The sequence below is a fragment of the Paenibacillus apis genome (assembly GCF_018333295.1).
GTDB classification, from domain to species: domain Bacteria; phylum Bacillota; class Bacilli; order Paenibacillales; family Paenibacillaceae; genus Fontibacillus; species Fontibacillus antibioticophila.
Window position 1 is genome coordinate 408,475 of the sequence record NZ_BORS01000001.1, and the last position, 21,863, is coordinate 430,337.

Below are 21,863 nucleotides of genomic sequence, written 5' to 3' on the forward strand. Positions count from 1 at the left end.
TCCCATGGATTTTGGACTTATCTTGCTAACAATCGGTGTATCGTTTATCTTAGCGGTCATCTCAGCCCCTTTGCTGATCCCGCTCCTTCGGAGGCTCAAATTTGGCCAGCAAATCCGCGGAGAAGGTCCGCAAAGTCATCAGAAGAAGGCGGGAACGCCTACAATGGGCGGGATCGTCATTATTTTGGCGTTTACCTTGGCTTTTCTGAAATTTTCAGTTGTAAATACGGATTTTTACGTCCTCCTGATTGCTACACTAGGGTTCGGCCTGGTCGGCTTTCTGGATGATTATATCAAAATTGTATTCAAGCGATCACTCGGGTTGACGGCTCGGCAGAAGCTGTTCGGGCAACTGCTGTTTTCGGGGATACTCTGCGCGCTGCTGCTGTCCGAGGGACACAGCACGGCCATTGGCATTCCGGGAACAGGGATTTCGTTTGACTGGGGTCCCTGGTTCTATTATCCGTTTATTGTTGTGATGCTGCTGGCAATCAGCAATGCGGTTAATTTTACAGATGGTCTGGATGGCTTGCTGTCGGGCGTGAGTGCCATTGCGCTTGGGGCCTATGCTGTTATTGCAATGCAGGCTACCTCATTGCCTGCAGCCGTGTGCGCCGCAGCCATGATTGGAGCCGTGCTCGGCTTTCTAGTGTTCAATGCGCATCCGGCGAAGGTGTTTATGGGCGATACGGGCTCGCTGGGGATCGGCGGAGCCATCGGAGCGATTGCCATCGTGACGAAGAGCGAGCTGCTCTTCCTGATCATTGGCGGCGTCTTCGTCATAGAAATGCTCTCGGTCGTGATTCAGGTCGTTTCCTTCAAGACCCGAGGCAAACGGGTATTTAAAATGAGCCCGATCCATCACCATTTTGAATTATCAGGTTGGTCGGAGTGGCGAGTCGTAGTGACCTTCTGGGCGGTCGGCCTCCTGCTGGCTTGCATTGGACTTTACTTGAACAAGGGGTTGTAGGAATGAATCATCCAGAGGATTACCGCGGGCGGCAGGTTGTCGTCCTCGGTTTAGCGAAGAGCGGCGTACAGGTTGCAAAGACCCTGCATCAATATGGGGCGATTGTTACTGTGAATGATAAAAAGGCGAGAGAAGAGAGTCCCGAAGCATCCGAGCTGGAAGCTTTGGGCATTTCTGTTGTATGCGGCGGACATCCGGATGGCTTGATTCATCCAGAGGTGAAGCTGCTGGTAAAAAATCCGGGGATTCCGTACAGTGCGCCTCCAGTGGTTCGCGCCCTTGAGCTTGGAATTGAGGTTGTAACTGAGGTTGAGGTCGCCTACTATTTGACCGCGGCTCCCATCATCGGGATTACCGGCTCCAACGGGAAGACGACAACGACCACCTGGATCGGAGAAATGTTGGCTGCAGCGGGAATGAAGCCCATCGTAGCCGGAAATATCGGTACACCGCTCTGCGCCGCTGCCGAGTCTGCCAAGCCTGACGATTGTCTGGTCGTTGAGCTTAGCAGCTTCCAGCTAAAAGGAACTGAAGCATTTCGGCCTGCAGTTGCCGTGCTGCTGAATGTGGCTGAGACGCATCTCGACTATCACGGAACGATGGAGGATTACATCACCTCGAAGTCCAAGCTATTTGCGAACCAGAGGGCGGAGGATACAGCGGTCATCAATTGGGATGATCCGGTTTGCCGGCAGCTGGTCCCATATCTGAAGGCGCGGCTCCTTCCCTTTTCGCTCACGGAGGAGCTTACGGTTCCGGGAGTATTCGTACGCCCGTCCTATGTATCAGAAGGAGATGACGGACTTAGCAGATCTATCATCTACCGGGATGAGGACGGCACGGAGCATTCCATCATGGATGTGAGCGAGCTTATGCTGCCGGGAAGATTCAACATAGGGAATGCCCTGGCGGCAATCGCCGCGTCTGTAGCAGCAGGGGCGGCTCCGGCTGCTCTGATTGAACCGCTGCGGACATTCCGGGGAGTAGAGCATCGATTGGAATTCGTAGCCCATAAGTCTGGCATCACTTACTATAACAATTCAAAGGCGACCAATTCGAAGGCTACGGTAACAGCGTTAAATGCGCTGTCCGGACCGATTGTCCTGATCGCCGGAGGACTGGACCGCGGATCTGATTATATGGAGCTGCTCCCTGCCCTTCAAAATAAGGTGAAGGCTGTCGTGGCCCTCGGGCAGACCAGAGAGAAAATAGGTCAGGTTGCAGAGTTGGCCGGTCTAGCAAAAGTGGTGTTGGTCGATAATGAAGACAGTGCCGCCAACACGCTTCGCACTGCGCTTCATCAGGCCGCCGAGCTGGCTGAGGAGGGAGATATCGTGCTGCTCTCGCCTGCCTGCGCCAGCTGGGACATGTTCTCTTCCTATGAAGAGCGTGGACGCATTTTTAAAGAGGCGGTGCATACCCTTTAAGTAGGGGGGTGGAAAAGCCCCTACTTCATGTGAAAAGGTGGCATCCACGATGGTCAAGGGCCGCTCGGCACCGGATTTCTGGTTACTGGCCAGCATACTCGGTTTACTGACAATAGGGATTGTAATGGTGTATAGTGCGGGCTCGGTGCTCGCGTTCCATGATTACGGCGATTCATTCTACTTTGTCAAGCGTCAGTTATTGTTTGCAGTGCTAGGCTTGATTGCGATGTTCTTTACGATGAATCTGGATTATCGGGTACTGAAAAAATATGCCAAGCCCTTGCTTCTCGTTTGCTTCGCACTGCTGGTGATCGTGCTGATTCCGGGAATCGGGGTCGTCCGCGGAGGAGCCCGAAGCTGGTTGGGAATCAGTTCCTTTGGCATCCAGCCTTCGGAGTTCATGAAGCTGGGCATGATTCTGTTCCTGTCCTATTGGCTAAGTAAAGAAGACTACAGAATCACTCAATTTACGAAGGGCCTGTTGCCGCCGCTTGGCGTCATCGGACTAGCCTTCGGCTTGATCATGCTTCAGCCCGATCTCGGCACCGGGACCGTGATGCTTGGCGCTTCGCTGTTGATCGTCTTTACGGCCGGCGCAAAGATTCGGCACCTGGCAGGGCTTGCCGCGGTGGGGGCTGCCGGTTTTGTCGGGCTTATCTTGGCGGCCCCTTACCGGCTGCAGCGAATTACAGCGTTTCTTGACCCTTGGTCCGACCCGCTCGGGGCAGGTTACCAGATCATACAATCGCTCTATGCGATTGGTCCTGGAGGGCTGGCTGGATTGGGGCTTGGCATGAGCCGGCAGAAATACAGCTATGTGCCGGAGCCGCAGACGGATTTTATCTTCTCTATTTTGGCTGAAGAACTGGGCTTTATCGGCGGTCTGCTTGTCCTGATGCTCTTCTTGATATTAATATGGAGAGGCATGAGGGTCGCCATGACGGTCGATGATATGTTCGGCAGCTTGCTTGCGGTAGGGATTGTTGGTATGGTGGGAGTTCAGGTTGTTATCAACATAGGCGTCGTTATCGGTCTCATGCCTGTTACCGGAATTACGCTGCCGCTGATCAGCTATGGGGGCTCCTCACTGACCCTGATGCTGACTGCACTCGGCATTTTACTTAATTTATCCCGTTATGCGAGGTGAGATTATGCGCGTCGTTCTTAGCGGCGGAGGCACGGGGGGACACATTTATCCCGCTCTTGCAGTAGCCGCCCAATGCGCAGCGGAGGATTCCGCTTCAGAATTTCTATATATAGGTGGACAACGGGGGCTGGAAAGCTCTATCGTTCCCAAATCAGGATTGCCCTTCCGGGCAATCGATATTACCGGGTTCCGGCGGAAGCTCTCGGTGGACAATGTCAAGACCGTGATGCTTTTCTTGAAAGGGGTCCGCAATTCCAAGCAGATGCTAAAGGAATTCAAGCCTGACGTCGTGGTTGGAACAGGCGGGTATGTCTGCGGACCGGTGGTGTATGCGGCAGCGAAGCTGGGCATACCAACTGTCATTCATGAACAGAATGCCGTTCCCGGATTAACCAACAAGTTTCTTAGCAAATACGTTTCTACCGTCGCAGTAAGCTTCGAAGGCTCGGAGTCTGCTTTTTCCGGGGCCGGACGGGTCATTTATACAGGAAATCCGCGGGCAACCGTTGTACATACTGCGGATAAGCGGATGGGCTATAAAAGCCTGGGTTTACCTGATGACAGCAGGATCGTTCTTGTGGTTGGCGGCAGCCGCGGAGCGAAGGCAATTAATGAGGCGATGGTCGAAATGGCTTCGGAGCTGCCGAAGCTGGGCCATCTTTCTTTTGTTTATGTCACCGGTGAGAGCTATTATGATTCGACCCGGGAAGCGATTGCCGGCAAGCTGGGACAGCTGCCCGGCAATTTGAAGGTGTTGGCTTACGTCCATAATATGCCGGAGGTGCTGGCAGCCACCTCTCTGATTGTGAACCGGGCGGGAGCTTCCTTTTTGGCGGAGATCACTTCCTTGGGATTGCCTTCGATCCTGATCCCGTCCCCGAACGTTACCAATAACCATCAAGAGAAAAATGCGAGAATGCTGGAAAAAGCGGGTGCCGCAAGTGTTATTTTGGAGCCGGAGCTCAGCGGACAGAGACTGTTCCGGTCGATTCAGGACATTATGCAGAGCCCGGAGCGTCATGCGGGGATGTCTGCAGCTTCGAAGGGGCTGGGCAAGCCTGATTCTGCACAGCTGCTGGTTTCCGAATTGCAACGACTGGCAAGCACGAGCAAGCATAAATAAGTCTGTCCAGCCAGCGATCTGGGCTGGTGTCACACTCCTGTGCCCCTGGGCATAAGATACCGTATAATTCGTGACACCCTGACGCTTGCATGGATTTTTAGCGCCGGCGCGGTACCGGTAACATCAACAGGAGGGATTTGCGATGCAGCAGTGGATTTCGAAACTATCAGAACAAGAGGTCGGGGCAATCTTGCCGAACGAGCCGATGTCCAAGTATACGACCTGGAAGATCGGCGGACCGGCGGATGCGATGATCGTACCTGACACGAAAGCTCAGCTTCTCTCTCTGATCCGCCAGCTTCGGGAGGAACAAATTCCCTGGATGACAATCGGCAAGGGCTCCAACATGCTTATATCGGACAAAGGAATCCGCGGCGCTGTCATTCGTCTTGGCAAAGGATTCGAGGATATCCGGTTCGACGGCAGCGCGGTTACAGCCGGTGGAGGAGCCTCCTTTGTCAGACTGAGCGTAATGGCAGGCAAACAAGGCCTGACCGGTCTGGAATTCGCTGCAGGTGTTCCCGGAACGGTGGGCGGAGCTGTGTACATGAATGCCGGCGCACATGGGTCCGATGTGTCACGTATATTCAAATCTGCTGATATTGTTTTGGAGACAGGTGAATTGGTTACTTACACAAGCGAGGATATGGATTTCAGGTATCGTCACTCCCTCCTGCATGACCAACGCGGTATTGTTGCAGAAGCCCGTTTCGTGCTGAGCGAAGGCGACCGACTTGAGATCGCGGCTGCCATGGCCACCTATAAAGACCGCCGCAGAAAGACCCAGCCGCTGCAGCAGCCTTGTGCAGGGAGCGTATTCCGCAATCCTCCGGGCGACTATGCCGCAAGGCTGATCGAATCCGCAGGCTTGAAGGGACGAAGCGTAGGTGGAGCCGAGGTTTCTACGCTGCACGCCAATTTCATCGTCAATACCGGGCAAGCAACAGCAGAGAACGTTCTTGAGCTCATGGAGATCATTAAGGCCGCTATTTTGTCTGAATACGACATTGTATTGGTACCGGAGGTATTCTTCGTGGGCGAACGTTAAACTCGGAGGTGATACATTGGACAAATTGGTGATTGAAGGCGGGCAACCCCTATCAGGATCCATACGTATCCATGGAGCGAAAAATGCTGCCCTGCCGATTCTGGCGGCTACCTTGTTGACGGAAGGCAAAATCCAGCTGCGCAATGTTCCCCGTCTGCTGGATATTGAAGTGATGCTGGAGATATTGAATGCATTAGGCTGTATAGCTGTGCAGCGAGATGATCTTGTGACTGTGGACACTTCAGGGGCTGACTCCAGTCATGTTCCGGAGCAGTTGATGAAGCTGATGCGTTCCTCTATTTTTCTGATGGGCCCGCTGCTTGCCAGATTCGGTGAGGTGTGCATCTATCAGCCGGGCGGTTGCGCCATAGGTGAACGCAAGATCGATCTGCATCTGAAGGGGCTGTCTGCGCTGGGTGCCGTGATTGAAGAGCAGGACAATCAGCTTTGGTGCAGAGCTTCCAGATTGAAGGGCTGCGATATCCACCTGGACTTCCCGAGTGTGGGCGCCACCGAGAATATTATGATGGCTGCTGCAACGGCTGAAGGGACAACCGTGATTACCAATGCGGCGCGGGAGCCGGAAATTCAGGATCTGCAGCGTTTCCTGAATGAACTCGGAGCCAGTATCATAGGCGCGGGCACGGATACGATAACGATTCGGGGAGTCAACAAACTTACTCCTTGCGAGTATGAGATTATTCCGGACCGAATAGTTGCGGGAACGGTGATGATTGCTGCGGCTGCTACCCGGGGAACGATTCGGCTCACACATGCCAATCCGGTCCACCTTACCTCACTGATTCATGTCCTGCGCCGTGCCGGTGTTCAAATCGGGATCTGCGATGATATAATTACCGTAAGCAGTAGCGGGAGGCCCAAGGCAGTTGACCGGATTGTTACGTCCCCATATCCGTCCTTTCCTACCGACCTCCAGTCGCAAATCATGGTTCTGCTCTCGTTAGCCGAAGGGATGACCCTGATGAAGGAGACCGTGTTCGAAGGAAGATTCAAGCATGTCGACGAGCTTGTCCGCATGGGCGCAGATATCTCGGTGGATTTGAATGCGGCATTCATTCGGGGCGTTCCCAGATTGTACGGAGCCACGGTGGAGGCTACGGATTTACGCGCCGGAGCGGCTCTCGTCATTGCCGGCTTGGCCGCGCAAGGAAAGACTGTGGTGGAACAGATTCATCATATCGATCGCGGCTATGATCGGATCGAGCTGATGTTTCAACGGCTAGGCGGTAAGATGCATCGTCAGACGCCGGCTATGAAGCTGGATCTGGCTTGAGCACATGCCTGAGGGACCCCTCCCCGGAGGGGAACCAGGGCAAATTTAGCATTTGACGGAGAATAGATATGCATAAAGCGAATGTGCCTGTATTGAAGAATCCGATTCCTCCCAAGAAAAAGGGCGGCCGCAAAGTAGCTGTGATTTTGTTTGTATTGGTTCTGGTGCTGCTCTGCGTTTTATTTTTCCGTTCTTCGCTCAGTAAAATCTCGGAGATTACGTTTGAAGGCAATATGTATCACTCCAATGAGGAACTTCTGGAGATTGCAGGCGTGCAGATGGGCGATCCCTATTTTGGGACAAGCAACGGGAAAATAGAAGGGAGATTAGCTGAGGTGCCTTCCATCGAGGCGGTGACCGTGGACAAGTCTTTCCCTGGCAAGCTCCATATCTTGGTGAAGGAGCATCCAGTTGTCGCCTATGAATTCACGGATGCCGGCGAGGTAAACGGCCTTCTGGCCAATGGGACGAAGGTACCGCAGACGAACGGGTCCACCTTGATGGATAAGCCGATTCTGACGGGATGGGATGACAAGGATCCGTATTTGCCAAAGCTTTGCATGAAGCTCGCAAATATTCCGGATGCCTTATTACTGGACATTTCAGAGATCATACCATCGCCAACGGTCTCTTATCCCGATCGTATCAAGATGTATACACGTTCAGGCTTTGAAGTGATTTCTTCCATATCTGTTCTGCAGGATAAAGCGGAATACATGGGGATGATCATGGATTCCCAAGACCCGGGTTTGCTCACACTTTTGGAGGCGGACACTTATGTTCCCTTCGATGCGATGGAAGTTGAGAACGGGGATGAAAATGATACTACTCATGACTGAAAAACAATGATAAAATACATTTTATGGGCTAGTTTCCTATCTGCGTTTTTTTACGCTCCTACCAGTAAAATTTGGAACTAAAAAAAATGTAGAAAAAAGAGGGAAAGAATCATCCGCGTTGAATAAGTAGAGTGTATGTTTTCAATATGATCATAATTTTTAAAGGGAAATAGGAGGTGCCAGGGCTTGAGCAACAATGACATCATTGTTAGTTTGGACATCGGTACATCCAAAGTTCGTGCTATTATCGGTGAAATTAGTAATGGAGCCTTTAATATTATTGGGGTTGGATCTGCCGACTCGGAAGGAATTCGCAAAGGTGCGATTGTAGATATTGACCAGACAGTCCAGTCCATTCGCAGTGCTGTGGACCATGCTGAGCGTATGGTGGGTATTCAAATATCTGAAGTATACGTCGGTATATCGGGAAATCATATCGGACTCCAAACGAGCCACGGAGTTGTAGCCGTACAGAATCAGGACCGGGAAATCGGTGAAGAGGATATTGAGCGCGTTCTGAAGGCGGCGGAGGTAATTGCACTTCCACCAGAACGCGAAATTATTGATGTAGTCGCCAAGCAGTATATCGTTGACGGATTAGAGGGAATTCAGGATCCGCGGGGAATGATCGGAGTTCGGTTGGAGGTGGAAGCCACCATCGTGACCGGTGCCAAGACAGCCATACATAATCTGCTTCGCTGTGTGGAAAAGTCGGGGCTGAAGGTTCGCGATCTCGTGCTTCTATCGCTGGGATCAGGGCAGCTTGCCTTGTCAAAGGACGAGAAGAGTATGGGTGCCATCCTGGTGGATATCGGGGCCGGCTCTACGACGATTGCAGCATTTGAGAACGGAGCCATTCTTGCGACATCCACGCTTCCGATCGGGGGGGAATTTATAACGAACGACATCGCGTACGGGCTGCGTACTTTAACAGATCAGGCGGAGAAGGTTAAGCTGAAATACGGCTGCGCTTCGATCGCTGATGCTGCTTCGGATGTCACATTTAAAGTAACTCGTATCGGCAGCAATGTTGATAAGGAGTTTACCCAAGAGGATTTGGCAGCGATTGCCGAGCCGCGCGTTCAAGAGATTTTTCAATTGATTGGACAAGAAGTCAAGCGTCTTGGTTACAGTGAGCTGCCTGGAGGGTATATTCTTACGGGAGGTACCGTGTCGATGCCGGGGCTTCTGAAGATTGCGCAGGAGGAACTGGCCGCATCCGTAAGAATCGCAGTTCCCGATTACATCGGGGTACGTGATCCTGGATTTACAAGCGGCGTGGGCATTTTGTATAAGGTCATCAAGAATATACGTGTCCGCAATTCGGGAGCCAAGAAATCTGCGAACCGGCCAAAGCCGGCAGCGAATCAGGAAACCGCCGGTAAACCGGGCGTTATGGAGCGCCTTAAGAAATTATTTAGCGAATTCATATAGTTATATCATTTGAATCAGCACGAGGAACGAGCCATCCAGGCACAATGAGGGGGAGATGGAAGAGTATGTTGGAATTTGATTTTGAAATGGAAAGCTTGGCTCAAATAAAAGTCATCGGTGTTGGCGGCGGCGGTAGCAATGCCGTAAACCGGATGATCGAGAACGGTGTTCAGGGCGTGGAATTCATCACAGTGAATACGGATGCCCAGGCACTGCATTTGGCCAAGTCCGAGCATAAGCTTCAAATCGGGGACAAGCTGACCCGTGGACTAGGCGCAGGAGCTAATCCTGAGGTCGGCAAGAAGGCGGCTGAAGAATCCCGCGATCTGATTGCCAACACGCTCAAGGGAGCGGACATGGTATTTGTAACGGCAGGCATGGGCGGGGGTACGGGAACCGGCGCTGCTCCTGTCATTGCAGAGATTGCCAGAGAATGCGGCGCTTTGACGGTCGGGGTTGTGACCCGTCCGTTTACCTTTGAAGGACGTAAGCGTTCCTCGCAAGCCGAATTGGGAATCGAGGGGCTGAAAGAAAAGGTTGATACGCTGATCGTTATCCCGAATGACCGGTTGCTGGAGATTGTGGATAAGAAGACTCCAATGCTGGAAGCGTTCCGGGAAGCTGATAATGTCTTGCGCCAGGCGGTTCAAGGTATCTCTGACCTGATTGCTGTACCGGGTCTGATCAACCTCGACTTTGCCGACGTGAAGACGATCATGACCGAGCGCGGATCCGCACTCATGGGTATCGGTCTTGCTACCGGCGAGAACCGTGCTGCTGAAGCGGCCCGCAAAGCGATCATGAGTCCGCTGCTGGAGACCTCCATCGAGGGAGCACGCGGCGTTATTATGAATATTACCGGCGGGGCCAACCTGTCGCTTTATGAAGTGAATGAGGCTGCCGAGATCGTTATTTCCGCTTCCGATCCGGAAGTGAACATGATCTTCGGTGCGATTATCGATGAGGAAATGAAGGAAGAAATCAAGGTGACTGTGATCGCGACGGGCTTTGAGCATAAAGCAAATACGATGCCTAGCCGCAAGCCGGCAACCAGTGCAGGCACAGGTCCTGCTGCTACTGAGCAAGCTGATTCCCGCAGTACGTCGTCCACGTTGCGTCCGTTTGGAAATCAGACGAGCAGCGATCAATTGGACATCCCAACCTTTCTTCGTAACCGCCGGAATAATGAATAGCTAATTACTAAATAACGTCTTCCCCGAAGAGGGCTGTCCCAAAGGATCTTGGATCCGGCGGGGCGGTCCTCTTTTTCGATTGGGAGATGTTGTGGAGACTCGTGAGAGGCGCTGTGAGTGAAGCTGTCCTTGCGGTCGCTGTTGCTTCACGGATATCCTTTGATTGAACTCCACAAAGGAAGTTATCCACTCGCAAAGGCGGGCGCTCCGCTTCTTCAGAAAACCTCCAGTCTCCGCTGACCTCGCCACACATCTCACCACAACGCCAGACGGACCAGCATACACAGATGAACGCATATCATATACTTTCGGAGCAGCTTCCTTTCAGATAGCCTTCATAGGGGTCTAGGATCCTTTGACCCGAAGCTCTATTGAAAGAAGAAGATATTTGTACGAATTTTCGTACAAGTTGTTCTCAAATTTACTACATTCATTGCGTGTTGGGCGAAAAATCGTACAAAAAGAATGACAGAGCATCCTTAAATCGAAAAGTTATATGGTTTTTCGTATAAAACACTCGACATGACCTTGTAGAGATCGCTCTTTGTACGAAATACCCTACAAAATACTAAGACGGCAACGAAGCTAGGCAAGAGTGTGAAATGATCTGAAGTAGAAGCTTTCTGTAAGAAAGCTGCTTCGGAAGCATATGCTCGGGAGCGTTCGCCTTTGAGAGAGGATTTCTCCCTTGTAAGAACTTAGTCCAATTATAGAAATCCGCGAACAACAGCGATCGTAAGATCATTTCACACGGCTGCCCTGCAACGTTCAATAACTAGTTCAATTGTTATATTTCCTGCAATCGACAAAACTAGTGTGTTCCTGTCTTCAATTTTAGACAGACTTTACATATCGAACTCTTTATACTGATAACCATCTGCACAAAGGTCAGCATCACTAGATTCAGAAACGGGCAGATTCAGAGCGGGTGATAGAGCTTGGTCGTTTATCTTGATCTGATCTTTCTAATGAATTTTGCTATTGATGGCTGTTTGCTGCTGCTTACCGCATGGTTCAGAAAGCGAAAGGTGGTCATTTGGAGACTGCTGCTTTCGGCAGGGGTCGGCGCATCCTATGTTGTAATGATGTTTATGCCCGCATTATCCTTTTTGTTCACGTTTTTGGTAAAGTTTTTATTTTCCGTAGTGATGCTGTGGATTGCCTTCGGATTTGTTAGTTTGCAGAGTTACATTCGCAATCTTGGCGCCTTCTATATTGTCAATTTTGCCGCAGCCGGAGGGATTTTGGGCATCCATTATTTGCTGCAGAGCTCAGGCGAGCTCTGGAATGGAATTTGGTACACCGCAACCGGAGGCATGGGCTTCTCGCTGGAGATTGGGACGTTGTTCACCCTCGTTGTCTTTACCCTCGTGCTGCTCTGGTTCAGGATGGTAGTGGCCGGGCGCCGCAGGCAGGAGAATCTATCCTCTTACTATGCGGAGGTTCTCATTGAGCTTGGACAGACCAGGATTTCATGCACAGGTTTGATTGACACGGGTAATCAACTCCGGGATCCGCTGAGCCGCTTGCCGGTTATGGTCACTGAAATGTCGCTATGGCAGCCCTATATGCCGCAAAGCTTCAGCCAGGCGGCGCAGAATAGCGGATTGTCTGCGGACAACCTTATTCTTCAATGGACGGAGGACGAAGCCTTCCCATGGCGGGATCGGCTGAGATTAATTCCTTACAGGGGTGTGAACAGAGGCTCTCAGTTTATGCTGGCCCTGAAACCCGATAAGGTGACGGTGACGCTGGAGAACAAGAGCTATTTGACAACTAGAGTGCTTGTGGGGCTGGATGGGGGAACGCTGTCCTCGGAAGGAAGCTACAGGGCAATCATTCATCCCGCACTGATGGAAGAACATGAACAGCAGGCTGGGATTGGAATAGGGGAGGATACAAGATCATGCGTGTAAAATGGAAGCTGATGCTGCAACTGCAATATTACAGACTGTTGTTTCTTTTCGGACTTAAGAGCGACGAAATCTATTATATCGGGGGAAGCGAGGCTCTTCCGCCGCCGCTTACACGCGAAGAGGAAGAGTATTTGCTGCAACGCTTGCCTTCAGGAGATACCGCCATCCGGGCGATGCTCATAGAGCGGAATCTGCGCCTGGTTGTCTACATAGCCAGAAAATTTGAGAATACGGGCATTAACATTGAAGACCTGGTGTCGATCGGAACCATCGGTCTGATCAAAGCGGTAAATACCTTCGATCCGGAGAAAAAAATCAAGCTGGCAACCTATGCTTCCCGCTGTATTGAGAACGAAATTCTCATGTACCTGCGACGGAACAGTAAAATACGCACCGAGGTTTCTTTTGACGAGCCGCTCAATATCGACTGGGATGGGAATGAGCTGCTGCTGTCCGATGTGTTGGGGACTGAAAATGATACGATTTATCGTAATATCGAGGAACAGGTGGACCGCAAGCTGCTGCACAAGGCGCTGGATAAGCTGAGTGAGAGAGAACGGCTCATCATGGAGCTGCGGTTCGGCCTTGTGGATGGGGATGAGAAGACGCAGAAGGATGTGGCTGATCTGCTGGGAATTTCCCAGTCCTATATTTCACGTCTTGAGAAGCGGATTATTAAGCGGCTGCGTAAGGAATTTAACAAAATGGTGTAGATGCCGAAGCAGGCTTCGACAGAATTTCAGGAATAAAAATACAGGCCCGGGAGATAATGATCATTAATGTTTCTCCTTGGGAGGTAGACTTGATGACCCGAAATAAAGTCGAGATTTGCGGTGTCGATACCGCTAAATTGCCGGTTCTAACCAATGCGGAAATGCGTGAACTGTTCCATTCGCTGCAGCAAGACCACGTAAGATCAGCCAGAGAAAAGTTAGTAAATGGCAACCTCAGACTCGTACTGAGTGTCATCCAGCGGTTCAATAATCGGGGAGAGTATGTGGACGACCTGTTCCAGGTGGGCTGCATCGGACTCATGAAAGCTATCGATAATTTTGATTTGTCGCAGAACGTCAAATTTTCAACCTACGCGGTTCCCATGATCATCGGAGAGATTCGCCGCTATCTTCGAGATAATAATCCGATCCGCGTCTCCCGCAGCTTGCGAGATATCGCTTATAAGGCGCTTCAGATGCGGGACAGCCTGACAAATCAAAATTCACGAGAACCGACGATATTTGAGATTTCTGAAGCGCTGGGCTTGCCGAAGGAGGATGTCGTCTTCGCATTGGATGCGATTCAGGATCCTGTTTCCCTGTTTGAGCCGATCTATCATGATGGAGGCGACCCGATCTATGTGATGGATCAGATCAGTGATGACAAGAACAAGGATGTGTCCTGGATCGAGGAGATCGCGCTTCGTGAAGCGATGCAAAGACTGGGAAGGCGGGAGAAAATGATTCTCTCGATGCGATTCTTTGAAGGCAAAACCCAGATGGAGGTTGCCGATGAGATCGGCATATCGCAGGCCCAGGTATCCAGGCTGGAGAAATCCGCTATTCTGCAGATGCAGAAGCATGTCAAATCTTAAGTCCCATGTGTGCCCTTAAAGCAAATTTTACCGTTCGGAGATGATCCGGACGGTTTTTTATGTGCTTATGTTTTTAAAGCGACGGACATATAGTATAGGGAATAGCAAATGGGCGGGGGGCATGAATAGATGGACAACATCGTCAGAGCAAGCATGAAAATTTCCGATTTCCAGACGAAGGATGTCATTAATGTGGTAGACGGCAGACGGCTGGGCCAAATCAGCGACCTGGAGCTTGATCTTCGCCAAGGAGTCATTGAGGCCATTGTGGTTCCTGCCGGCGGTCGGTTTCTGGGGCTGTTCGGTAATGGCGGAGACCTGATCATTCCTTGGAAAAATATCGTCAAGATCGGATCGGACGTCGTCCTGGTGAAAATGGAAGAGGCGCGTGACCGTCCGGCTAATTATGAGACTACGGTATACATCGATCGGGATGGCCGGACCGAGCGGAGAAGCTGACGGCAGCGGCACCCGGACTTTAGTCCGGGGCGCAGCCGGGGCCGAGTTATGGTACACTGTGTAATTATATATGTCTTATTTGTGATGCGCGGTAAGGAGAGATGGATGATGGAACCGTTTGTAAGGAATGCTAGTGAAGGAGCACCTGAACTGTACGGCTTGAAAGCTTGGGAATCACAGCTGCCACTTGTCCGTGTCGGCTTTACAGGACGGGGCGGCGGAGTAAGCAGCGCTCCTTACAACAGCTTCAATCTGGCCCTTCACGTCGGAGACAAGCCGGACGATGTACTGGAGAATCGAAGCAGGCTGACAGCAGCGCTTGGGTTCGCGCAGGATGCCTGGACTTGCGGGGAGCAGGTGCATGGAATACGCGTTGCTTGTGTAAGGGCAGAGGATAAGGGAAGAGGCTTGCGGCAGCGGGAGAACGCTTTTCAAGCTACGGATGGTCTTGTTACAGATGTGCCGGGAATTCTCTTAACTTCATTCTATGCCGATTGCGTGCCGCTTTACTTTATGGATCCGGTTAAAAAGGTGGTTGGATTGGCCCATGCAGGCTGGAAGGGGACGGTTGGCTTGATCGCCGAGGAGGTCGTCCGGGTGATGGAACAGGAGTACGGGAGCCTCAGAAGCGAGATCAGAGCAGCGATCGGGCCGAGTATCGGAGGGTGCTGTTATGAGGTGGACGAAGCTGTGATGGGGCGCGTCCGGGAAGTCATGGCGCAGCTTGATGAACAGGATGGCGCACTTGAAGCTGTTGCGGCTCCTTCTGAGACAGAAGGCCGAAGCATGCTGAACTTGAAAGAATTGAATCGAATTATTATGATAAAAGCAGGAATATTGCCGATGAATATCGAATGTACAAGTTGGTGTACAAGCTGCCATGACGACGCGTTCTTCTCTTATCGTAAGCATCAGGGGGTAACCGGAAGAATGGCAAGCTGGATTGGGTTGAAGGAGAGGTGATCCTTTCTTGGCATTGGAACAGCGAATACAGCATGTAAGGGAACGGATCGCGGCGGCCTGCGCACGCAGTGGAAGACTACCGGAAGAGGTGGGAATTGTCGCAGTCACCAAGTACGTGTCTGTGGATATGACCCGTCAGATCCTGGAGTCCGGTATCGCCGATATAGGGGAGAACCGGCCGGGAGTCGCAGTGCCGAAATGGGAAGCCCTTGAAGGGCAGGGGGTATGGCATTTTATCGGCCACCTTCAGAGCAGAAAAGTGAAGGACATCATAGGTAAATTTCAATATATTCATTCACTTGACCGATGGTCGCTGGCTGAGGAGCTGGAGAAGCGGGCAACTGCTGCCAGCACTGAAGTCAAGGCATTCCTGCAGGTGAATGTATCCGGAGAGGCTTCCAAGCAGGGCATTGCGCCCGAGGAAGCGGAGAGCTTCTTGAGAGAGGCTGCGAAGCTGCAGCACGTATCGGTTATCGGGCTTATGACGATGGCGCCGGACTGTGACGATCCGGAGGAGACGCGTCCTGTCTTCCGCGGGCTTCGAGAGCTCAGGGACAAGCTTAACGCAACTAATGTATATGGCAAGCCGCTGACTGAGCTGTCTATGGGTATGTCGGGTGATTTTGAAGTAGCAGTGGAAGAAGGGGCGACATGGGTTCGCCTTGGAACTCTTTTAGTGGGAGGGGAACAGATCTAATGGGAGTTATGAACCGGTTTATGAACTTTTTGGGGCTGCAGGAAGAGGAAGAAGTCGTAGAGCGTGAACAATTTTCGGTACAGGAACAGCCGGAATTTGAAACCCCTAGCTTTGAAAATCGTAAAAACCAAAAGGGAAGCAACGTAGTCAGCATTCACTCGCAAAAAAATGTCAAGGTCATTCTGTATGAGCCGCGTTCTTATGACGAGGCCCAGGAAATTGCGGACCATCTGCGTTCTCATCGAAGTGTGGTCGTAAATCTGCAGCGTGTCCGCAATGATCAGGCGATGCGAATTATCGATTTCCTTAGCGGAACAATTTATGCGCTCAGTGGAAGCATTTCAAAAATTGGGGGCAATATTTTCCTCTGCACACCGGATACGGTGGAGATTCAAGGATCGATTACGGAAATACTGACCGAGGATTCCGATTACAACAAAATGAGGTGAGGACAGCTTGGGGATCTATAATACTGTAATGATGCTATATCAGATTTATTTTTACATGATTTTGATTTATATTCTGATGTCCTGGCTGCCTAATGCTCGTGAGAGCTTTATTGGCGAGTGGCTCGGGAAGCTGGTTGAGCCGTATTTGTCGCCGTTCCGGCGCTTTATTCCGCCGCTGATGGGGATGATTGACTTCTCGCCGATCGTGGCGATTTTCGTCCTTCGTCTGGCAGCCTTTGGTCTGATTGCTGTCCTGGAATTTGTTTTTTAAGGTGAGAGCTTACCATGCGACATGACATCTATGATCATTTCAAACCGGAGGAACGTCCCTTTGTGGACAAGGCTTGGGAATGGGTGGTGAATGCCGGGGATTATCATGAGGTCAAGCTCACTGATTTTCTGGATCCGCGGCAAGGCTTTATATTGCAAACACTGGTTAACCGGCATCCCGATGCCGCCTTGTGTTTGGACGGCGGCTATGAGGGGGCTGAACGAAGACGCGCCTTGATCGCTCCCGACTACCGTGACGTATCCAGCGAGCCGATGCGCATGAAGGTACTGGATATTACCTCAGATGATCAGCGGCTTTCATCGCTGCAGCATGGAGATTACCTTGGAGCCGTGCTCGGGATTGGGCTGAAGCGTGAAAAAATCGGGGATATCCATGTACGGGAAGACGGTTGTCATATCGTTGTTGCGGAGGAGATTGCTCCTTTTCTCACGATGAGTCTCCATCAGGTGCACCGTGTAAACGTAATGACAGAGATCCTTGAATTGAATGCATTGAAGACGACAGAAGCTGCCCTTGAGCCGCTAGACTTGACAGTGGCTTCTTTACGTTTAGACGGGATTGCAAGCGACGTGTTCCGGCTAAGCCGCAGCAAGGTGCTCGTACCGATCAAGGCAGGGCGCTGCAGGGTTAACTTTCGAACGGAGGAGGATCCCTCCACGGCGCTTAAGGCAGGGGATATCGTCGCGCTTCAAGGCTTCGGCCGCTTCAAGGTTTTGGAATGCGAAGGCATCACCAAAAAGGGCAGACTTAGAGTAAAGATCGGCAAATTTATCTGATCCGTTTGCAGGAAATTTTCTGTTTCTGTCGAAATAGACTACTTTATAGGAGGTGCGGATCATGCCATTGACACCGCTGGATATACATAACAAGGAGTTTTCTAGACGCATTCGCGGTTATGATGAGGATGAGGTTAACGAATTTCTTGACCAGGTCATTAAAGATTACGAGATTGTGATCCGAGAGAATAAGGAGCTGCACAATCAACTGCTGACCCTGCAGGAGAAGCTGGATCATTTCTCCAATATAGAGGAAACCCTTAGCAAGACGATTATCGTCGCGCAAGAAGCGGCTGACGAAGTGAAGAATAACGCGAAGAAGGAAGCGCAGCTGATCGTGAAGGAAGCGGAGAAGAACGCAGACCGAATCGTCAACGAGTCGTTGTCCAAGTCCCGCAAAATTGCGCTTGAGGTGGAAGAGCTCAAGAAGCAGGCTTCGATTTACCGCGCCCGTTTCCGGACATTGGTTGAAGCCCAGCTCGATCTGCTCAGTCAGGATGGTTGGGATTCGCTAGACAGCAGCCGTGACCGGAACGAGGAAATTGAGCGTCAACGCGAGGTAAAGGAACTGTACTAGTGACTTGCCCGGTTGACATTTATAGAGCGAATGCGTTATAAATAAATTTATATTCAAGATTCGATGTCGAAACATCATCATGAATTACTTCGTGATCAAAAGTTGTTTTTTGAACTACCTCTAATATGGATTCGATGATGGGAAAGAGTACGCAGCCTTTTGTTCCTCAGAGAGTTGGCGATTGCTGAAAGCCAATGTTCAAGGCGCTGACGGAAGATCATCCCGGAGAAGTCTGGCTGAAACGACCTGCTTGGCAGGAGGAGTAAGTCATACCGGCTGTCGGCCGTTATACCGGCCCCATATGATGCGTATGGGATCAGAGTGTCACGTACCTCCCGGCAGCTTAGAATTGCCGGAATGCAGGATCACGTGGAACAAGGGTGGTAACGCGAGCAGAGTCTCGTCCCTTCCGGGGCGGGGCTTTTTTTGTTGTTTCTAAGACAGCAGTCATGCAAATTGAAGAAGGGAAGCTGAAATGAAATGAAAAAGGTCGATGTAAGGGAAAAAGCACGAGCCAGAGACATGCGGATCCTGGATAAATGGAATGCTGAGGATACTTTCAAGAGAAGTATCGAGAACCGGGAAGGACGACCGAATTATGTGTTCTTTGAAGGTCCTCCTACTGCGAACGGCATGCCGCATATCGGTCACGTGCTGGGCCGTGTAATCAAGGATTTTGTCGGCCGCTATCAGACGATGAAGGGTTACAGGGTTGTGCGCAAGGCTGGCTGGGATACGCATGGGCTGCCGGTTGAGCTGGGCGTAGAGAAGGTGCTTGGTATTTCGGGTAAGCAAGAGATCGAGAAGTATGGTGTGGAAGCATTTATCAAGAAGTGTAAGGACAGTGTATTCGGCTACGAGAAGCAATGGCGTGAATTCACAGAGGCTATCGCCTATTGGACCGATCTGGATCACCCTTACATCACCCTTGAAAATAATTATATCGAAAGTGTATGGAACATTCTGGCCACCATTCATGAGAAGGGACTGTTGTATAAGGGTCATCGGGTAAGCCCTTATTGCCCTTGCTGCCAGACCTCGCTTAGTTCGCATGAGGTTGCGCAAGGTTATGAGGATGTAAAGGATCTGAGTGCTACAGCCAAGTTCAAATTGAATGATAGCGGCGAATATGTACTAGCCTGGACGACTACGCCTTGGACGCTGCCGGCCCACGTTGCCCTTGCCGTGAATCCGGACATGGAATATGCAAAAGTGAAGCAGGAGGATGGGGTATATATTGTCGCCCGTAATTTGGTGGAGAAGGTCATGAAGGGCGACTACTCTATTGAATCTACACTTCAGGGCGCCGAGCTTGTCGGCAAAACCTATACTCCGCCATTTAGCTATGTACAGGCTGATAAAATTAATGTGATCGTCGGTGCATCCTTTGTTACCGATGCAAGCGGTACAGGGATCGTCCATATGGCGCCGGCACATGGCGAGGACGACTATCGTACCTGCCGTGAGAATGGTATCAGTTATGTGAGCGTGGTGAACAACCAAGGGCGCTATCAGGATACGGTAAGTGATTTTGCCGGACGGTTCGTTAAGGACTGTGATCTTGATATCGTAAAGAACCTGTCTGAGCGTGGTCTCTTGTACAGTAAAGAAAAGTATGAGCATAGCTATCCGTTCTGCTGGCGCTGTAAATCCCCGCTGCTCTATTATGCCATGGACAGCTGGTTCATTGAGACGACAGCTGTGAAGGATCAATTGATTGCAAATAATAATTCCGTGACCTGGTATCCGGGCCATGTAAGGGAAGGACGCTTCGGCAAATTCCTCGAGGAGCTGGTGGATTGGAATATCAGCCGGAACCGTTATTGGGGAACGCCGCTTAATGTCTGGGTATGCCCGGATTGCGGAGGACAATTCGCTCCGCATAGCCTGGAGGAGCTTCGCGCTCATGCGGCTCATGAGGTTAGCGAGAATCTGGAGCTGCACAAGCCTTATGTTGACGAAGTAAAGGTAGCTTGCCCGCATTGTGAGGGGGGCGTCATGGAGCGGACCAGCGAAGTCATCGACGTGTGGTTCGACAGCGGTTCGATGCCATTCGCCCAGCATCATTACCCGTTCGAGAACAAGGAGGTATTTGAGGAGCAATTCCCTGCCGATATGATCTGTGAAGGCATCGATCAGACCCGCGGCTGGTTCTACAGCCTCCTGGCGGTGTCCACCTTGTATACAGGCAAGACTCCTTATAAAGCGGTTATTGCAACCGGCCACATCCTGGATGAGAACGGACAGAAGATGTCCAAATCGAAGGGCAATGTGATTGATCCGTGGGAGATCATCAATGAATTTGGAACCGATGCATTCCGGTGGGCTATCTTGTCGGACAGCGCGCCATGGAGTACCAAGCGTTTCTCCAAGGGAATTGTGGCTGAAGCCAAGTCCAAGGTTGTCGATACCCTGGTGAATACGCACGCATTCCTCACGTTATACGCCGGAATCGATGGCTATAATCCGGAAGAGCATTCGTATCGCTCTTCCTCGAACAAGCTGGACCGCTGGATTCTGTCTCGCTTGAATAGCCTGATCTTGCTGGTGGATAAGGGCCTTGCCGTCAATGACTTTGTAAATACTTCCAAGGCAATTGAGACGTTCATCGATGAGCTCAGCAACTGGTACATTCGCCGTTCCCGTGACCGTTTCTGGGGCAGCGGACTTGGCGAGGACAAATTATCTGCCTACCAGACCCTTGTTCAGGTGCTGCTGACCGTATCGAAGCTGATGGCTCCATTCACACCAATGCTGTCCGAGGATATCTTTACGAATCTCGGAGGCGGCGAGAGTGTCCATCTGGCGGATTATCCGGTTGCAGACGAGGCGCTGATTGATGCGGCTCTGGAAGCGGATATGGAAAGCGCGCGTCAAATTGTGGAGCTGGCGCGGAATGTTCGCAACGAGACCGGCATCAAGACACGCCAGCCGTTATCGGCGCTGATCGTATCGATGGATCGTGATTTTGCAGTAGCTGATTATGAAGAGATCATCAAGGACGAGATCAATGTCAAGGCGATCGAGATCGAGCATAGTGACAGCGGGTTTGTTGATTTCACGCTCAAGATGAATTTGAAGGTGGCCGGCAAAAAGTATGGGAAAAATATCGGCTTCCTTCAGGGCTACCTCAAAGAGCTGGAAGCTGCGCAGACACGTGCCATCGTGGAAAAGGGCGGCTTCAATGTGACTTCTCCTGAAGGGGAGGAGCTAAGCATCACTGCAGAGGAGCTGCTTGTGGAAAAGCAGGCGAAATCCGGATTTGCCTCGGCATCGGGATATGGTATAACCGTAGCCCTGAATACGGATATTACGCCTGAGCTTGAACAAGAGGGCTGGGTACGCGAGGTTGTCCGCGCGGTGCAGGATACCCGCAAGAAGCTGGATCTGCCGATCGAAAAGCGGGTTCATCTGACGCTGCGTGTAGATGAGGAGCTGAAGTCGGCGATTACTTCCTTTGAACAAGTCCTCCGCGATAATGTGCTTTTAACCGATGTGGCTTATACAGACGATGAAAAGCTCGGAGAATCCGTGGATCTTGGGTCTAAGCAAATCGGTGTTTATATTCAAGCCTAAAGGCCATACTAGGCTATAACGAACAAAGAAACGAGCTTGGGCAGAGCAAGTCCTCCTGATTAGGGGGACGCTCTGCTTGGGGCTCGTTTCCATTT

The 21,863-nt window shown here is 51.2% G+C and carries 20 protein-coding genes and 1 other annotated feature; all 20 genes read left to right on the top strand.

Annotated features, from left to right (window positions below):
* The first annotated feature begins 4 nt into the window (after nt 1-4).
* The 20 genes from mraY to ileS all read left to right on the top strand — a co-directional run bounded on the left by mraY (nt 5) and on the right by ileS (nt 21,768).
* Entirely contained in the window at nt 5-970 is a 966-nt protein-coding gene (gene mraY, locus KI362_RS01755; RefSeq protein WP_044479281.1) for a phospho-N-acetylmuramoyl-pentapeptide-transferase, read from the top strand.
* A gap of 2 nt (nt 971-972) precedes the next feature.
* Nucleotides 973-2,397, top strand: coding sequence for a UDP-N-acetylmuramoyl-L-alanine--D-glutamate ligase (murD, locus tag KI362_RS01760; protein ID WP_301624403.1), 1,425 nt, complete (start codon nt 973-975; stop codon nt 2,395-2,397).
* Nucleotides 2,398-2,446: 49 nt separating this feature from the next.
* A complete protein-coding gene (gene spoVE, locus KI362_RS01765) occupies nt 2,447-3,544 on the top strand; it encodes a stage V sporulation protein E (RefSeq protein ID WP_044479279.1) in 1,098 nt (365 codons plus the stop codon).
* A gap of 4 nt (nt 3,545-3,548) precedes the next feature.
* Nucleotides 3,549-4,667 (top strand): undecaprenyldiphospho-muramoylpentapeptide beta-N-acetylglucosaminyltransferase, encoded by a 1,119-nt coding sequence (gene murG / locus KI362_RS01770; protein ID WP_301624405.1) that lies wholly within the window; start codon nt 3,549-3,551, stop codon nt 4,665-4,667.
* Between the two features lie 142 nt (nt 4,668-4,809).
* A complete protein-coding gene (gene murB, locus KI362_RS01775; protein ID WP_301624406.1) occupies nt 4,810-5,715 on the top strand; it encodes a UDP-N-acetylmuramate dehydrogenase in 906 nt (301 codons plus the stop codon).
* Nucleotides 5,716-5,731: 16 nt separating this feature from the next.
* Entirely contained in the window at nt 5,732-7,009 is a 1,278-nt protein-coding gene (murA, locus tag KI362_RS01780) for a UDP-N-acetylglucosamine 1-carboxyvinyltransferase (protein ID WP_301624408.1), read from the top strand.
* 68 nt (nt 7,010-7,077) lie between these two features.
* Nucleotides 7,078-7,848 carry a cell division protein FtsQ/DivIB gene (locus KI362_RS01785; RefSeq protein ID WP_301624410.1) on the top strand — a complete coding sequence of 257 codons (771 nt, stop codon included), beginning with the start codon at nt 7,078-7,080 and terminating at the stop codon, nt 7,846-7,848.
* A gap of 186 nt (nt 7,849-8,034) precedes the next feature.
* The gene (gene ftsA, locus KI362_RS01790) at nt 8,035-9,282 is read left to right on the top strand and encodes a cell division protein FtsA (RefSeq protein WP_044479274.1); all 1,248 of its coding nucleotides are present in this window, start codon (nt 8,035-8,037) and stop codon (nt 9,280-9,282) included.
* Nucleotides 9,283-9,347: 65 nt separating this feature from the next.
* Nucleotides 9,348-10,475, top strand: a complete 1,128-nt coding sequence (ftsZ, locus tag KI362_RS01795) for a cell division protein FtsZ (RefSeq protein ID WP_044479273.1) — start codon at nt 9,348-9,350, stop codon at nt 10,473-10,475.
* Between the two features lie 938 nt (nt 10,476-11,413).
* Nucleotides 11,414-12,391: a sigma-E processing peptidase SpoIIGA gene (gene spoIIGA, locus KI362_RS01800; RefSeq protein WP_301624414.1), complete on the top strand. Its 978-nt coding sequence runs from the start codon at nt 11,414-11,416 to the stop codon at nt 12,389-12,391.
* On the top strand, nt 12,382-13,104 hold the full coding sequence (gene sigE / locus KI362_RS01805; protein ID WP_044479271.1) for an RNA polymerase sporulation sigma factor SigE: 723 nt from the start codon (nt 12,382-12,384) through the stop codon (nt 13,102-13,104). The genes spoIIGA and sigE overlap by 10 nt, the downstream gene beginning before the upstream one ends.
* A 92-nt stretch (nt 13,105-13,196) precedes the next feature.
* Complete coding sequence (gene sigG / locus KI362_RS01810) at nt 13,197-13,979, top strand: RNA polymerase sporulation sigma factor SigG (RefSeq protein WP_044479270.1); 783 nt, start codon at nt 13,197-13,199, stop codon at nt 13,977-13,979.
* Between the two features lie 129 nt (nt 13,980-14,108).
* A complete protein-coding gene (locus KI362_RS01815; protein ID WP_044479269.1) occupies nt 14,109-14,438 on the top strand; it encodes a YlmC/YmxH family sporulation protein in 330 nt (109 codons plus the stop codon).
* Nucleotides 14,439-14,546: 108 nt separating this feature from the next.
* Complete coding sequence (gene pgeF, locus KI362_RS01820) at nt 14,547-15,401, top strand: peptidoglycan editing factor PgeF (RefSeq protein WP_301624650.1); 855 nt, start codon at nt 14,547-14,549, stop codon at nt 15,399-15,401.
* A gap of 7 nt (nt 15,402-15,408) precedes the next feature.
* The gene (locus KI362_RS01825) at nt 15,409-16,098 is read left to right on the top strand and encodes a YggS family pyridoxal phosphate-dependent enzyme (protein WP_301624418.1); all 690 of its coding nucleotides are present in this window, start codon (nt 15,409-15,411) and stop codon (nt 16,096-16,098) included.
* A complete protein-coding gene (locus KI362_RS01830; protein WP_044479266.1) occupies nt 16,098-16,547 on the top strand; it encodes a cell division protein SepF in 450 nt (149 codons plus the stop codon). Before KI362_RS01825 ends, KI362_RS01830 begins: the two co-directional genes overlap by 1 nt.
* 28 nt (nt 16,548-16,575) lie before the next feature.
* The gene (locus KI362_RS01835) at nt 16,576-16,818 is read left to right on the top strand and encodes a YggT family protein (protein WP_044480020.1); all 243 of its coding nucleotides are present in this window, start codon (nt 16,576-16,578) and stop codon (nt 16,816-16,818) included.
* 14 nt (nt 16,819-16,832) lie between these two features.
* Nucleotides 16,833-17,615: a YlmH family RNA-binding protein gene (locus KI362_RS01840; RefSeq protein ID WP_044479265.1), complete on the top strand. Its 783-nt coding sequence runs from the start codon at nt 16,833-16,835 to the stop codon at nt 17,613-17,615.
* Nucleotides 17,616-17,676: 61 nt separating this feature from the next.
* Nucleotides 17,677-18,192 carry a DivIVA domain-containing protein gene (locus KI362_RS01845; protein WP_301624420.1) on the top strand — a complete coding sequence of 172 codons (516 nt, stop codon included), beginning with the start codon at nt 17,677-17,679 and terminating at the stop codon, nt 18,190-18,192.
* A 125-nt stretch (nt 18,193-18,317) separates the two neighbouring features.
* Nucleotides 18,318-18,603, top strand: a binding site (T-box leader).
* Between the two features lie 69 nt (nt 18,604-18,672).
* Nucleotides 18,673-21,768 (top strand): isoleucine--tRNA ligase, encoded by a 3,096-nt coding sequence (gene ileS / locus KI362_RS01850; protein ID WP_301624421.1) that lies wholly within the window; start codon nt 18,673-18,675, stop codon nt 21,766-21,768.
* Nucleotides 21,769-21,863 lie beyond the last annotated feature (95 nt).